The organism is Marinobacter sp. es.042 (assembly GCF_900188315.1).
Taxonomy (GTDB): Bacteria; Pseudomonadota; Gammaproteobacteria; order Pseudomonadales; family Oleiphilaceae; genus Marinobacter.
This window is the reverse complement of sequence record NZ_LT897781.1, coordinates 401,668-414,955: the sequence shown is the minus strand read 5'-3', so window position 1 is coordinate 414,955 and position 13,288 is coordinate 401,668. Positions and strand designations below refer to the sequence as shown.

General features: G+C 57.4%; 12 protein-coding genes. 5 read left to right on the top strand and 7 right to left on the bottom strand.

The window, feature by feature from the left end:
• Positions 1-1,095: a DUF1513 domain-containing protein gene (locus CFB02_RS02120; RefSeq protein WP_088556678.1), complete on the top strand. Its 1,095-nt coding sequence runs from the start codon at positions 1-3 to the stop codon at positions 1,093-1,095.
• An 83-nt stretch (positions 1,096-1,178) separates the two neighbouring features.
• Positions 1,179-2,492 (top strand): MFS transporter, encoded by a 1,314-nt coding sequence (locus CFB02_RS02115; protein ID WP_088556677.1) that lies wholly within the window; start codon positions 1,179-1,181, stop codon positions 2,490-2,492.
• Between the two features lie 13 nt (positions 2,493-2,505).
• On the opposite strand, the gene CFB02_RS02110 is transcribed toward CFB02_RS02115, so the two are convergent.
• The 5 genes from CFB02_RS02110 to CFB02_RS02090 form a co-directional block, all read right to left on the bottom strand.
• Positions 2,506-2,871 carry a DUF4870 family protein gene (locus tag CFB02_RS02110; protein ID WP_088556676.1) on the bottom strand — a complete coding sequence of 122 codons (366 nt, stop codon included), beginning with the start codon at positions 2,869-2,871 and terminating at the stop codon, positions 2,506-2,508.
• Between the two features lie 68 nt (positions 2,872-2,939).
• Positions 2,940-4,580 carry a methyl-accepting chemotaxis protein gene (locus CFB02_RS02105; RefSeq protein WP_088556675.1) on the bottom strand — a complete coding sequence of 547 codons (1,641 nt, stop codon included), beginning with the start codon at positions 4,578-4,580 and terminating at the stop codon, positions 2,940-2,942.
• A gap of 219 nt (positions 4,581-4,799) precedes the next feature.
• The gene (locus CFB02_RS02100; RefSeq protein ID WP_088556674.1) at positions 4,800-6,812 is read right to left on the bottom strand and encodes a PhoX family protein; all 2,013 of its coding nucleotides are present in this window, start codon (positions 6,810-6,812) and stop codon (positions 4,800-4,802) included.
• A 179-nt stretch (positions 6,813-6,991) separates the two neighbouring features.
• A complete protein-coding gene (locus CFB02_RS02095) occupies positions 6,992-7,288 on the bottom strand; it encodes a hypothetical protein (protein ID WP_088556673.1) in 297 nt (98 codons plus the stop codon).
• A 90-nt stretch (positions 7,289-7,378) separates the two neighbouring features.
• Complete coding sequence (locus CFB02_RS02090) at positions 7,379-7,630, bottom strand: hypothetical protein (RefSeq protein WP_041645413.1); 252 nt, start codon at positions 7,628-7,630, stop codon at positions 7,379-7,381.
• 183 nt (positions 7,631-7,813) lie between these two features.
• On the opposite strand from CFB02_RS02090, the gene CFB02_RS02085 reads away from it, so the two are divergent.
• The gene (locus CFB02_RS02085; protein WP_088556672.1) at positions 7,814-9,082 is read left to right on the top strand and encodes an alkane 1-monooxygenase; all 1,269 of its coding nucleotides are present in this window, start codon (positions 7,814-7,816) and stop codon (positions 9,080-9,082) included.
• Between the two features lie 230 nt (positions 9,083-9,312).
• Here the strand turns inward: CFB02_RS02085 and CFB02_RS02080 are convergent, their stop codons facing one another.
• Entirely contained in the window at positions 9,313-10,092 is a 780-nt protein-coding gene (locus tag CFB02_RS02080) for a crotonase/enoyl-CoA hydratase family protein (protein WP_088556671.1), read from the bottom strand.
• Positions 10,092-11,894 carry an acyl-CoA dehydrogenase gene (locus CFB02_RS02075; protein ID WP_088556670.1) on the bottom strand — a complete coding sequence of 601 codons (1,803 nt, stop codon included), beginning with the start codon at positions 11,892-11,894 and terminating at the stop codon, positions 10,092-10,094. The genes CFB02_RS02080 and CFB02_RS02075 overlap by 1 nt, the downstream gene beginning before the upstream one ends.
• A 114-nt stretch (positions 11,895-12,008) precedes the next feature.
• Here CFB02_RS02075 and CFB02_RS02070 point away from each other — a divergent pair, with 114 nt between their 5' ends.
• Together CFB02_RS02070 and CFB02_RS18145 are read left to right on the top strand one after the other, a co-directional pair.
• Positions 12,009-13,004, top strand: a complete 996-nt coding sequence (locus CFB02_RS02070; RefSeq protein WP_088556669.1) for a GlxA family transcriptional regulator — start codon at positions 12,009-12,011, stop codon at positions 13,002-13,004.
• A 110-nt stretch (positions 13,005-13,114) separates the two neighbouring features.
• Positions 13,115-13,279 (top strand): hypothetical protein, encoded by a 165-nt coding sequence (locus CFB02_RS18145; protein WP_014577861.1) that lies wholly within the window; start codon positions 13,115-13,117, stop codon positions 13,277-13,279.
• Positions 13,280-13,288 lie beyond the last annotated feature (9 nt).

Below are 13,288 nucleotides of genomic sequence, written 5' to 3'. Positions count from 1 at the left end.
ATGCTTTTGAACCGGAGAGCCCTTCTCAAGGTGTCCATTGCCGGCGGCGTTGCCGTGGGCCTGACCGGCTGTTCCCTGCTGCCCCGAAAAGCGTCAGTCCAACCTGATGGCTATGCCGGCGCCGTCGGGTTCCCGGATGGCAGTTTTGGAGTCAGCGCATTCAACCGCAACGGCCGGATAGTGTGGCAGGCGCCTGTCGATTCCCGCTGCCATAGCGGCTGCAACCGACCGCACCAGCAAGAGACCCTGTTTTTCGAGCGCCGCCCGGGTTGGTCATTCTACGTTTTCGATAGCACTACAGGTGCCCGGAAACACCATATTTCAGCCGAGCCGGGCGAACACTTTGTTGGCCACGGTGTGTTCTCGACCGATGGCCGACGCCTCTACGTCACCGCCAGCCGGTACGATCAGGGCGCGGGGATCATCGCAGTCTACGATGCCGAAAAGGGTTATCGGCGGACAAAAACCTTTGATCTGGCGGGAATCGGCCCCCATGAGCTGACCTTGCACCCCGACGGCGAAACCCTGGTGATCGGTCTCGGAGGCATCCTCACTCACCCGGATTACGACCGCATGAAACTGAATCTGGACACCATGGATCCAGCCCTGGTACTTGTGAATCGTCACTCCGGCAAAATCGTTGGCCGTTTCAGGCCGCCTCATCATCAGCAAAGCGCCCGCCATGTCAGCGTCAGCGGCGATGGCCGCGTGTATGTGGCCTATCAGCACCAGGGCCCACTCTACGAAACGCCGCCTTTGTTGGCACGTCTTGAAGAGGGAACTTTGCGGGAGTACCGGTTCGATGAGGACACCCGGACAGCGTTGGCCAACTATATTTCCAGCGTGGTTGCGCATCCGGAAAACGACCTCGTGGCTGCGGCTTCGCCGATTGGTGGAACGGCCATTATCTTTCGGGGCAAGACCGGTGAGCTGGTCAGCCGCGCACACATCGCCGATTGCGCGGGCATCCAGACCCTTGCCGGAGGGGATTTTCTTGTTTCCTCTGGACGGGGAAAACTTATCCGGCTCGGCGCCGGCAAACCCGCCAGAGAACTCGCAGATCTATCCGTTCACTGGGACCACCATCTGGTCTGATCGCTCGCAGTTGCCGTAATCCGGACTTAAGGATACCGCGCCACACTGGTATCCTTTCGACACATTTTTCGGAGGATAGCGGTTTGCCTGAGAGCAGAAAGGACACCATCGAACAACTTTATGGCCTGATTGCCAACGAAGAAGATGCCCGGGTCTGCAAGGATATTCCTGAGGAGGCCTGTCGCGAGGTACCCCGCAATTTTTTCCTCATTCTCGCCAGTAACGTACTGACCAAGCTGGGCGATCTGCTGATCAGCCCGAAAACCGTGCTGGCCTGGTTGATGAGTACCATAGGTGCTCCCGCCCTGGTGGCCTGGCTGGTTCCGATCCGCGAATCCGGCTCTCTCGTTCCACAAATGGTCATCGCGGCCTGGGTGCGCCGCAAACCGGTTCGCAAGTGGTTCTGGACGTTGGGCAGTTTCGGACAGGCCGCCAGCGTGGTGGCGATGGCAGCCAGTGTCTGGTTCTTCGAGGGTTATGCAGCCGGCTTCGGGATCATTGCCGCTCTCATTGTGTTTTCCCTGGCCCGCGGCTTTTGCTCCGTCTCCATGAAAGACGTTCAGGGCAAATGCATTCCCAAGACCCGCCGGGGAAGGCTTGGCGGACTGGCGTCCACCATCGGTGGCACGGCAACCGTCGTTTTAACCGGCCTTTTATTCTGGGAACGTGGCGACCCCACGATTGCCTTCTACACCGTGTTGCTGCTTCTGGCAGGGGCACTCTGGGTAATTGCCGGTTTTCTGTTTGCCGGAGTTCAGGAGCATGAAGGCGAAACCGGTGGCGGTGGAAACGCCATCAACGAGGCGTTTCAGAGCCTTTCTCTGCTCCGCGATGATGTTCCCTTCCGACATTTCGTGATCACCCGGGCCCTGCTTCTCTGCTCTGCCCTGGCATCTCCCTATTTCGTGGTCCTGGCACAAAAGGAGTCGGATATCGGCTGGATGCTGGGCATTTTCCTGCTCGCCAGCAGTCTCGCAAGTTCCCTGAGTGCCAGTTTCTGGGGCTGGGCGGCGGACACGTCCAGCCGGAGGGTGATGATCCGTGGCGCGGCAATGGCCAGTGGCACCTGCCTGATCGTCGGCACTGCAGCACTTACCCTGGGGCAAGACCTGGGCAGCGTGTGGTTTTATCCGGTGGCTTTCTTCGTGCTCAGCATCGCACATGCTGGCGTCAGGCTGGGGCGCAAAACCTATCTGGTGGATATGGCCGGGGGCAACAAGCGCACCGATTACACTGCCGTGAGCAACACGGTCATTGGCGTTTTGCTGCTTGTCACAGGCGGCCTGACCGCTCTGGTATCAATGATCTCCCCAGTCGCGGTCATTATGGTTCTCGGCCTGATGGGCCTGGCCGGGATGTTCAGTGCGATACGACTCAAAGAAGTTACGGAGGACTGATCGAGGCGCGCAGTCAGGAGGGCGCCTTGCCATCGTTCAGAGCGAGCGCCCCCTTTACAATCCGGTAGATAATCCAGATCGAAATACCGAGAAGAATAAACCAGCCTATGATCAGTGGCGTGGTAACAATACCGATCACGGTCCAGAGCAGGCCTATCCAGAACGTACGAATCTGCCAGCGGAAATGCCTTTCCACCCAGGTATTACGCACGTCATCCAGTTTGACGTAATTGATGATCACGCCCACCAGACCGGTAATGCCTCCAACAAAGAATGAAAGCGCCTGAAGGATGTAGACTACTACCGCCAGGTTCCGGGCAGGCTCTGAGCGACGGGACGCGGGGTCCGCGTCGGCAGGAATAAACTCCGGTTCAGTCAAAGCAGGTCTCCTATTTGACGATTAACCGGAGTCTACCACAGCGCCCATCGCCGGAAATCCGCGGGCGGTCAGTGATTGTCCGGACGATAACCCAAACGGAACCCACCCCAGTGTTTGCCATTCACATAGATTGGTACGGAGAGGTCATGCATGATTTCGCCGGTATCCCGACGGTAGGTTTGCAAGAGCATGGTCTCGGTATGCTGGCCACAGCGAATACCGGTACGGTCGTTGAACAGCCGCTTGCTCCTGCTCTTGACCAGATCCACCTTGGGATCGCCTGTTGGCGCGTGGGCGAAATCGCGGTTGTGGGTGGGCACGTATCCGTCGGGGGCAGCGGCAATGGCAAAGACAATGGCCTCGTGAGCATTTTTCACCTGCTCCTGAATAGCAGGCAGATATTGGTCGGTAAACTTGTCAAAGGTGCTGGAGTACTTTGGCGGATGAGTATTCGGGATCGGCGTACGGGACTTGTCGAACAGCGCGCTTTCGGAGAGTTTGCCGTCGCGGATGGCCTGCTCGAACATCTGACCAATCTGGTCCGCGCCGGCCCGGGCCTGATCGAAGAACGGCCGGTGATAACTGGCTTCGCTGTTCAATGCGAATGACGCGTTAGCTTTCTCTGCAAGCTCCATCAGCGTAGCCGCCTGCTCCGCAAGCGATGAAACGCTGGTATCACTCTCGGAGATCTGGTCGCGCACGGTTTCAATCGCGGAGAAAACCTGGGCCAGACTCTGCTCGTTGTTCTGGTCAATCTCGGCTATCCGTGCAACCTGCTGCTGTACACGTTCCGACTGATCGCTGATCTGTTCCAACCTCTCTCCAACGCTCTCCACAGAAGTCAGCCCCGCCTCGATGCTGCGGGCCAGGTCTTCAATACGGGAAACGATCAGCGTAGTGTCCGAGCGTATTTCCTCCAGGGTTTCTGCAACTTCACCGGTTGCCTGGGCAGTCCGACCAGCGAGCTGGCGTACTTCATCGGCGACGACCGCGAACCCGCGCCCCTGGTCACCAGCCCTCGCCGCCTCAATGGCGGCATTGAGTGCAAGCAGATTGGTCTGTTCAGCGATACCCTGGATGGTGGTGGTCACACCCTGGATCTTGTTGGACTTCTCGTTCAGCTCCTGGATCAGCCGCAGGTTTTCCCCGGACTGCTGGTGCACCTCCCTAACACTGTCGATGGCGGAGATCAGGGCTTCACGACCCTCGGTGCTTACCTGTTTGTTCTGCAGCGCCATGGTGGCTGCATCGGTGGCCTGCTCCGAGGATTCCCGCACGGTTTCGGTAATCTGCCCCGCGTAATCGGCCATTTGTGCAGTTTCTTCAACCTGGCGATCCAGCCGCAGCTTCAACTGGTCGGCCGCGAAAGACACCTGGGCGGCGGAAATCGCGTTCCTGTCAGCGCTACCGGAAAGCGTTTCGACGAGCGCGCGCCCCGCCCTCGCATCAGCTAGCAACTGATGACATTGCGCATGCAGTGGATGATCTTCAGCCAGGGTGCCGTTATTCAAGGCCTTGAGGCCACGCTCAGTCGGCTCCAGGACACGAACAATCATGAACCCGCCGGCAGCAACGAGACCTACGACAAGCCCGATGAGCATTGAGGTAATTTCAAGACCTAGCAACGGCGCCACCGCTGCGCAGACGACTGCAAGAAGTCCGGCAACCGCCATCCCCCATAAAACTGAAGCCCTATCCAGTAACCCCATGGAAACCTCTTCTTTTTTGTTGTTTCTGCAAGCATCTTGTTATTAAAGGCCATTGTGGAGACTAAAGAATTGACATGAGTTTATAACTCATACTTTAGTGTATTTAATAACCCTATCGGCGGGGAATAGCGTTTCTGAAACAAAAAACCGCAAACCCGACTCACTCTGTAACCGAGTGGGCCGGGTTTGCGGTGTTCAGATGACTACTTTGGCGTTGGCTCAGGCGCCGATCACGCCACCGTCGTCCTTGGTAACGATCACGGTTGCATCGCGGGGGCGAGGATCACTGGAGTCCGGCCAGTTACCTTCCGGATGCTGGATGTTGACGAACATGGTTTTCACATCCGGCGTGGAAACAACCCCCGTCACCTCACAACCCTGGGGACCTACGAAGAAACGCTTGATTTCGCGAGTCTCCGGATTGGCAGCCAGCATCATGTTGTTCTGGTAGGGTGCAGCGTCGGAGCCATCGGTCTGGATCCAGAGACGACCGTTGTAGTCGAACCAGAGGCCATCCGGGCTGTTGAAGATATTGTCGTCGGTCAGCGAAACGATAACTTCGTCACCCACTACGGTTTCCGTACCCTGCTCACCGGCAAAGACGAAAATGTCCCAGTCGAAACTGGTCGCGGTGTGATCATTACCCTCCTCGCTCCAGCGGATGATATGACCTGTACGGTTATTCGCGTTGGGGTTGGCCGCGTTAACCTGATCTTCAGTACGACGGGAATTGTTGGTCAGGGTGAAATAAACCTGGCCTGAATTCGGGTCAACCGCACCCCATTCCGGACGGTCCATCGGGGTTGCACCCGCGATATCGGCAGCCAGGCGTGTATTCAGGAGAACGTCAGCCTGGTTCTCGAAGCCGTCGAAGGCAATGTCGCCAACGGTCGTACCCACGGCAGCATCAACCTTGGCCTTGAATTCAGCATCATTGAGGTCCAGCGACAACCAGTCGCCGGAGCCGTCGTCATTGAAGCGGGCTACATACAGAGTGCCTTCGTCGAGGAGGTATCCACCGGCTGTGGCGGCATAGTAAGGCTTCGACGATACAAACTTGTAGATGTACTCGAAACGGGAGTCATCGCCCGAGTAACATACCACCGGCTCGCCTTCCTTGGCCGGCGCGAAGATGACACCCTCATGACCGAAACGACCCAGGGCAGTGCGCTTCTGCGGCTTGCTTTCCGGGGTAAAGGGATCAATCTCGACCATGTAGCCATAGGTATTGGCTTCATTTCGGTAATCATCGGCAGCGGATGCGCCGATAGAGCTTACATTGAGTCGAACGTACTGATCCTCACCACTATCAGCCAGTTCCCAGTCATAACGGCTGGAGCTTCCAACACCATGGCGGGTCTGCTCCCGGGGCTGCGTGGCGTCGCTGTTTGCAAAGTAGCCGTGCCAGTTTTCCTCAGCAGCCAGGTAAGTGCCCCAGGGTGTCGGCCCCATCGCACAGTTGTTAAGCGTGCCGCGGGTCTCGGTGGCGTCCGGGCTGTATTTGGTGATCAGCTTGCTGTAGCCACGAACCGGACCCCGAATGTCCATTTCGGTATTGCCGGTGATCCGACGGTTGAAGGGACTGCCAAAGACAATGTCCCACTTGCCGTTGGTGTCACGTTTGATGTGAACCACGGAAACACCGTGTGCTGCGATTTCCTTACGGACTTCATCCGCCGGACGTACGCCACCGTTATCCGATGCCTTGGTGGCACCATTGGCATGCAGAGCGCCCTGATTGATGTACTCATGGTTCATCACCAGAAGGCCTTCGGTTGAGCTGTTGCCGCCAGCCTTCTGGTCAATCGGGAAGAAGTGCACGCCGTCGTGGTGCATGCCCATCTGTTGTTCCTGCTCCGCACCGGTGTTCGTGCCATCCGGCTTGTAAGCAGGATAAGACCCGGTGATAGGAGTGCCCCAGGGGAGGAATGTTTCGGAGGAGTAGCCTTCCGGAACAACCACCTCGTTGGCCGTTGATGTCGGTACCGCCTTGAAGCCGATATCGGTACTTGAAACATTGCTGCTGGTGGTGCCGTCGTTGCTGTCGCTGCCACAACCTGCCAGGCCCAGTCCCATCACACTGGCAAGGGCAGCACCAACGCTGCCTTTCATCACGGTACGGCGCTGCATGCGAGCGGCAAGGACCTGGTGGAAGGGGGTGTTTTCAGTGTGGTTAACTACCGGCTCGTAGTTGGGATCCAGGTAATTGGGATCAAGGTCGTGCTTAGCCATGTTTTTGCCTCTCTCGAAGAACAGCGGGTCGATGTTGTTGAGAGGACAGTTTCGGCGGGAAATATGACAGTAAGGGTAAGTTTAAAAGACAAATTCGTTAACATTGCTTTACAAGGGCGGCCACTGGAACACCGACCGCCTCGCAAAGACTGTTGCTGCGAAGCGGTCAGCCCACCCGGTTACTGCTGGGTGGCTTCTTCGTAGCCTTCTTCAATGGAATCGCCGGCTTCTTCGGCGGCATCAGTCATGGCATCACCAGCTTCCTCTGCGCCTTCCTGCAACTCGCCCATGGCACTTTCATCCTGGCCGGTGGCTTCTTCCAGGGTTTCCTCGGTGGAATCCGCCGCGTCTTCCATCATCTCTCCGGCGTTATCCGCAGCCTGCTCGACATCCACGCCTTCGTTGTCTTCCGAACTGCAGGCTGCAAGGCCGAGCGTCAGAACCATCAAAAGTGCACTCAGTGTGAGCTTGTTCATACCATATCCCTCTGTTGGTAAGCATTTACAACGGTGCACAGGGTACGGCGCGGTTGGCCCCGGGGCAATTACCGGCCCATTACCCTTTCGTTAACCGGCACTGTCCGAGAGCAACTGGCCATCGATGGTAATAACGTGATCGAACGGGAGCATGGTTCCGCGCCCGAGCAGCAGAAAATCCTGCCCGGCGCGACTGAAAAGATCGCGAATAACATCATGAACCAGACAAATCTGACCGGCGCTGTCACGGTAAACAACTTCGGTAAGCCTGCCGGAAGACAAGTACTCCCGAATGATTCCCTGAACAGAATATGAGGCGGTCGCAGACGACGGATTGGGCATGGCTGATTCTTCCTTGTGATCAGACTCTTGTTGTTCAGATGAGTTTGGTCCAGAAACCGGCTTTCTGCCAAAGAAATGGTAATTGTCATTTTGAGCCAAGGTTCCAGACAGCTGTCGACGCCCGTTGCATTGTTGGATTGTCCGACATAAATTGCAGGTACGCGCACTGCAAGGGAGACAACAATGAACGCCAAAACCCCGGATAACCTGCAATCACACAAAATCTCGGCGCCCGCTGCAAAAGACGCCTCTGGCAACTGGAAAGACCCGAAGCGTTACATGTGGCTACTCGGTCCCGCACTGCCAGGAATCGGGCTGGCCGCACTGACCGGCTATGCCCTGGCTCCAAAAAAACTGAAAGCCCTGGCATGGACTGGCCCGGCGCTGGTACACGGCATCATTCCTGCCCTGGATCGGGCTATCGGCGAGGATAAGAGCAATCCACCGGAATCGGCGGTGAAGACACTCGAGCAGGACAAGTACTACGACCGGATTGTGAAAGCATTTATTCCGACCCAGTACGCCATGACCTTCATGGGTGCCTGGCTTGCCAGCCGCAAAAACACACCCCTGGATGACAAGATAGGGCTCACGCTGACGGTTGGCGCTATCAATGGCGTCGGGATCAATACCGCCCATGAGCTCGGCCACAAATCCAACAGACTGAACAAGCTGCTGGCCATGGCAGCCCTGGCGCCCACCGGCTACACCCACTTCGTTGTTGAGCACAACTTTGGTCATCACAAGCGGGTAGCCACGCCGGAGGATCCTGCCAGCAGCCGTATGGGCGAGAGTTTCTGGAAATTCCTGCCACGCACGGTGCTCGGTGGTATCAAATCATCCATCAAGATCGAGAAGGCGAGGCTTGCCCGCAAGGGCAAGAGCTTCTGGAGCCTGGACAACGAGCTGCTGCAGGGATGGGCCATGAGCGCCGGGTTCTTTGGCGCCACAACGCTGGTTTGCGGCCCGAGGGCGGTTCCGTTTCTGGCGGCCCAGGCGGTTTACGGTGCCAGTTTGCTCGAGAGTGTGAACTACATCGAGCACTACGGCCTGTTGCGCCAGAAAGACAAGAACGGCAAGTATGAGCGCACCCAACCAGAGCACAGCTGGAACAGCAATCACATTGTGACCAATCTGTTCCTGTATCAGCTCCAGCGGCATTCAGACCATCACGCGCATCCGCAGCGCAGTTACCAGGCTTTGCGGCATTTCGAGAAGGCTCCACAATTACCAGGTGGTTATGCCTCGATGCTTCTGCCGGCCTATCTGCCCCAGTGGTGGTATGAAACCATGGATAAGCGTGTGATTGATCACTACGAGGGAGATCTGAGCAAAATCAACTGGGATCCGGACCGGAAAGAGGAGCTGATGGCCAGGTATGCGGACTACGCTGCTGAGGTAGCTGCTGAAGCGAAAGCTCGCCGAGAATTCGCGAATTCCGAGGCTGCCTGAATATTGCCGCCTGCCAGCTCGGGCCCCAACCTTCAGGCTCGAGTGCAGGCGGCCGACCGGCGTCTTCCTTCCGGGAGACGCCGTGAACCCATCCATGGGGGCTTGATCGCAGCATCCTTGCTGCTCACACTCCCGGAAGGAAGACCCCGGTCAGCTGCCCTGAGCTCTGGCGATATAGTCAGGTTTCTTTATAAGCGCTAAAACCCGTGATTTCTGACCAAGCTGAGCCGTTACTTACCTTTGAAAGCGGCCTCTCGACGTTCCAGGAATGACTGAATTCCCTCCTTTACATCCTCACTGGCCATAACCGGCTGAAGGTCCGGGAACAAACGCTGCTTCGCAGCCTCCTGCCCTTCGCTGACAGCAATTTTTGAGGATTTAAGACTGCCCTGGACACCCAGTGGCGCCGCCCTGGCAATTTTCTCGGCAATTTCCAACGCGACGTTGAACTGCTCGCCGGGTTCCACCAGTTCCTGGATCAAACCCCACTGATACGCCTGATCGGCGGTCCACTCATCGCCGGTCAGCAGGTATCGCTGGGCATTACCCCAGCCAATTTCCCGTTGCAGGCGGATCGTGGCACCACCACAGGCGAAGATGCCCCGCTTCACTTCCAGTTGGGCGAAGCGCGTTCCTTTCGCAGCGACGCGCACGTCTGTGTTGAGCATCATCTCAACGCCGCAGGTGAAGCAGATGCCCTGTGCCGCAAAGACCACCGGTTTGCTCAGAGCCTTGCCAGTGATGTGAAACGGATCCAGTTCGCCTTCACCCGGCTCGATGCCCTTCCCGTTAGCGAACACGCCTGCCCAGTCGTCTAGTTGCAAGCCGCTGGTGAAGTGGTCGCCCTCGGCGTACATCAGCCCGACCCGTAGCTCCGGGTCGTTCTCGAGCTTGTAATAGGCTGCCGCGATCTGGTGGTACATCTCGCGGTTCATGGCGTTCATTTTTTCAGGGCGGTTTAGCCCGATCAGCAAGATGTGGTTTTTCTTCTCAACATTTACCAGAGCCATCAGAACCACTCCGATTTCATGTTCAGGCAGGTATCGTCCTGATTGCGCAGCAGAACCAGATCCTGAGCCACGGTTGGCAATTCCCAGTGGAAGAAGTACTGGGCCGCCTGCAGTTTGCCCTGGTAGAAATTGCGTTCATCATCGGTATTCGCGGAACCCAGGGCATGGGAGGCCGCATTGGCCTGACGCAGCCACATCCAGGCCACCATAATGTGCCCGAACAGGTGCAGGTAGCACGAGGCATTGGCCAGGGTTTTGTCGGGATCGCCTTCCATCAGGGATTTACCCAGGCTTTGGGTAACCTTCACTGCCTGCTGCAGGGTTTCACTCAGGGACAGGGCCCATTGCTGGCAACGATCGGTGGTGGCTGCCTGCAGATCCACCTGCATCTCCTGCATGAGCAGCTGCAAACCGTGGCTCTGATCCTGCCAGATCTTACGGCCCAGCAGGTCCATGGCCTGGATACCGTTGGTGCCTTCGTGAATCGGGTTCAGGCGGTTGTCACGCCAGCACTGCTCTACCGGATACTCTCGGGTATAACCGGCACCGCCGTAAACCTGGATAGCCAGGTCGTTAGCCTTGGGGCCGTATTCGGAAGGCCATGCTTTGATCACCGGAGTGAGCAGGTCCAGCAGCTTTCCGGCTTCCTGGCGTTTCTGCTCATCGGGATGGGTGTGCTGGTCATCCATCAGTCGGGCGCCGTAGAGGCACAAAGCCAGGCCTCCCTCACTGTAGGCTTTCTGGGCCAGCAGCATGCGACGGACATCGGCGTGATCAATAATCGGCACCTGCGGGCTTTCCGGATTCTTCTCGCTGGCCTTACGGCCCTGTAGGCGATCTTTGGCGTATTCGAGGCTGTGCATGTACCCGCGATACCCGATCACGGCGGCGCCGAAACCCACACCTACCCGCGCCTCGTTCATCATCTGGAACATATACTTCAGGCCCTGGTGGGGCTCGCCAACCAGATAGCCGTGACAGGGAGCATCATCACCGAAGCTCAGGGCGGTGGAGGTGGTGCCACGGTAGCCGAGCTTGTGAATCAGGCCAGCGAGGCTGACGCCATTGCGTTCAGTGGGATTGCCTTCGTCATCCACCAGAAACTTGGGCACGATAAACAGGGAGATACCTTTCACGCCCGCCGGCGCCCCTTTGATCTTGGCCAGCACCATGTGAACGATGTTGTCAGTGATGGACTGCTCGCCACCGGAGATATAAATCTTCGCGCCCTTGATCAGGTAGTGCCCTTCATCTGTGGGCGATGCCGATGTCCGGATATCCGCGAGGGAGGAGCCGGCGTGAGGCTCGGTCAGGGCCATGGTGCCGCTGAATCGACCGCTGAGCATGTTCGGAAGGAAGGTGGTTTTCTGCTGTTCGTTGCCGAAAACCCGGATGAGGTTGGCGGCAGCTGTGGTCAGAAACGGGTAGCCGGCGGTACCAGGGTTGGCAGCTGTGAAGAAACCGTTGCAGGCGGCCATGACCGATTCAGGCAACTGCATGCCACCCAATTCATAGTCGTAACGTCCTGCAATAAAGCCGGCTTGCGCATAGGCGTCGAAGGCTTCCTTCACCTGCGGCAGCATCTCGACCTGGCCGTTGACGAACTTTGGTTCGTCCTTGTCGGCGGCGCTGTTATGGGTGGCAAACTTTTCCCGGGCCATCTTGTCTGCGGTTTCAATGACGGCATCGAAGGTGTCGCGGTTGTGTTCGCTGAAGCGCTCGCGGGTGGTGAGGTTTTCGGTATCGAGAACTTCGTAGAGCTGGAACGCCAGGTCGCGGCGGTCGATCAGGGTGTCGGTCATGCTTGGTCTCCTGTTTGTTGTCGATAGCCTCTCACAACTGGTTTTTTCTGGAAACCGGCGTTTATGACATAATTATGGTCAATATTGCCACTGGTGGCCTAATTTGGAGAATGTATGCGAACGGTCTCTGTTATCGGTTTTGATGGCGCTTTAGCCAGCGCTATCACTGGCATTATTGATCTTTTCCGTCTTGCCGGCGTTACCTGGGCGCGGATTAACGATGAAGCCCCGACACCCCGGTTCACAACCCGGCTTCTGACGAAGGACGGAGCGCCCTGCCGTTGCATTAACGGACTGACCATTCAGCCAGACGGAGCCTGGAACGATTTGTTACCGGGTGGCAACGACAGCGATCTGGTGGTGATACCGACTATTGGTGGCCCTATCGAAGTCGTTCTGGCCGGGAATTCGGAGCTTATTGATTGGCTGAGCGAATTTCGGTCTTCAGACGCCGGGCAGGTCCGGGTAGCCAGTAACTGTACCGGTGCGTTCATGCTGGCCGAGGCGGGGCTGCTGGATGGTCGTCAGGCGACGACGCATTGGGGCTTCAGCCATCAGTTCCGCCAGCGCTTTCCGGCGGTGAACCTTCAGCCGGACAAGCTGGTAACGGTGGATGGTGACGTTGCCTGTGCCGGGGGCGGCATGGCCTGGTGGGATCTGGGGATCTATCTTGTCGAGCGTTACGCGGGGGCTCAGGTGGCGCGGGAGCTGGCGAAGGCGTTTGTGATTGATGCGGGGCGGACGAGTCAGGCGCCTTACAGCGCCCTGCAGGCGCGCCGCTACCATTCTGACGCAGCTATTCTGAAGCTGCAGGACTGGCTGGACAGTCATTACCGCAAACCTGTTACCCTGCAACGCCTGGCTTCACTCAGCGGACTCACCGAGCGTTCTCTGATTCGCCGATTCAAGGCAGCCACTGGTGACACGCCCACCGGGTATCTGCAACTTCTACGGATTGAGGTGGCACGCCAGCATTTGGAGAAATCGCGGTTACCGATTGATGAAATCACCCAGTTGGTGGGATACGAAGACGTGAGTTCGTTCACGCGTCTGTTCCGCAAGCATACCGGGCTTTCACCCGGTGCCTACCGCTCTCGCTTTGTCAGGTAATGTCCGGTCGGTCCTGCATGGCCCGGGTTATGCATCGGTTTCCAATCAAGGCCAATGTTCGGCCTTAAACGTAAAGAATACCGACAGGTGTCACTATGGGGAGGTCCGCCATGAATGCACCGATCAGACAAAGCCAGGCAGAGATTCTGAGCAGGCTGTACGACATGAAGCGCAAGCAGATCGAGCAGGCACTGCAACAGGGAAACAGCCTTCGAAGTCAGGTACTTGAAGCTGAAGCCGAGGCGATTTCAAATGCCTTGAAAGCCGCCCGCTAACCAAACTAA

What these genes read in the sequence shown, in the direction of transcription:
- CFB02_RS02120 (WP_088556678.1), top strand. Translation starts at nt 1, where the DNA reads ATGCTTTTGAACCGGAGAGCCCTTCTCAAGGTGTCCATTGCCGGCGGC.
- CFB02_RS02105 (WP_088556675.1), bottom strand. Translation starts at nt 4,580, where the DNA reads ATGGGGTTACTGGATAGGGCTTCAGTTTTATGGGGGATGGCGGTTGCC.
- CFB02_RS02100 (WP_088556674.1), bottom strand. Translation starts at nt 6,812, where the DNA reads ATGGCTAAGCACGACCTTGATCCCAATTACCTGGATCCCAACTACGAG.
- CFB02_RS02095 (WP_088556673.1), bottom strand. Translation starts at nt 7,288, where the DNA reads ATGAACAAGCTCACACTGAGTGCACTTTTGATGGTTCTGACGCTCGGC.
- CFB02_RS02090 (WP_041645413.1), bottom strand. Translation starts at nt 7,630, where the DNA reads ATGCCCAATCCGTCGTCTGCGACCGCCTCATATTCTGTTCAGGGAATC.
- CFB02_RS02085 (WP_088556672.1), top strand. Translation starts at nt 7,814, where the DNA reads ATGAACGCCAAAACCCCGGATAACCTGCAATCACACAAAATCTCGGCG.
- CFB02_RS02080 (WP_088556671.1), bottom strand. Translation starts at nt 10,092, where the DNA reads ATGGCTCTGGTAAATGTTGAGAAGAAAAACCACATCTTGCTGATCGGG.
- CFB02_RS02075 (WP_088556670.1), bottom strand. Translation starts at nt 11,894, where the DNA reads ATGACCGACACCCTGATCGACCGCCGCGACCTGGCGTTCCAGCTCTAC.
- CFB02_RS02070 (WP_088556669.1), top strand. Translation starts at nt 12,009, where the DNA reads ATGCGAACGGTCTCTGTTATCGGTTTTGATGGCGCTTTAGCCAGCGCT.
- CFB02_RS18145 (WP_014577861.1), top strand. Translation starts at nt 13,115, where the DNA reads ATGAATGCACCGATCAGACAAAGCCAGGCAGAGATTCTGAGCAGGCTG.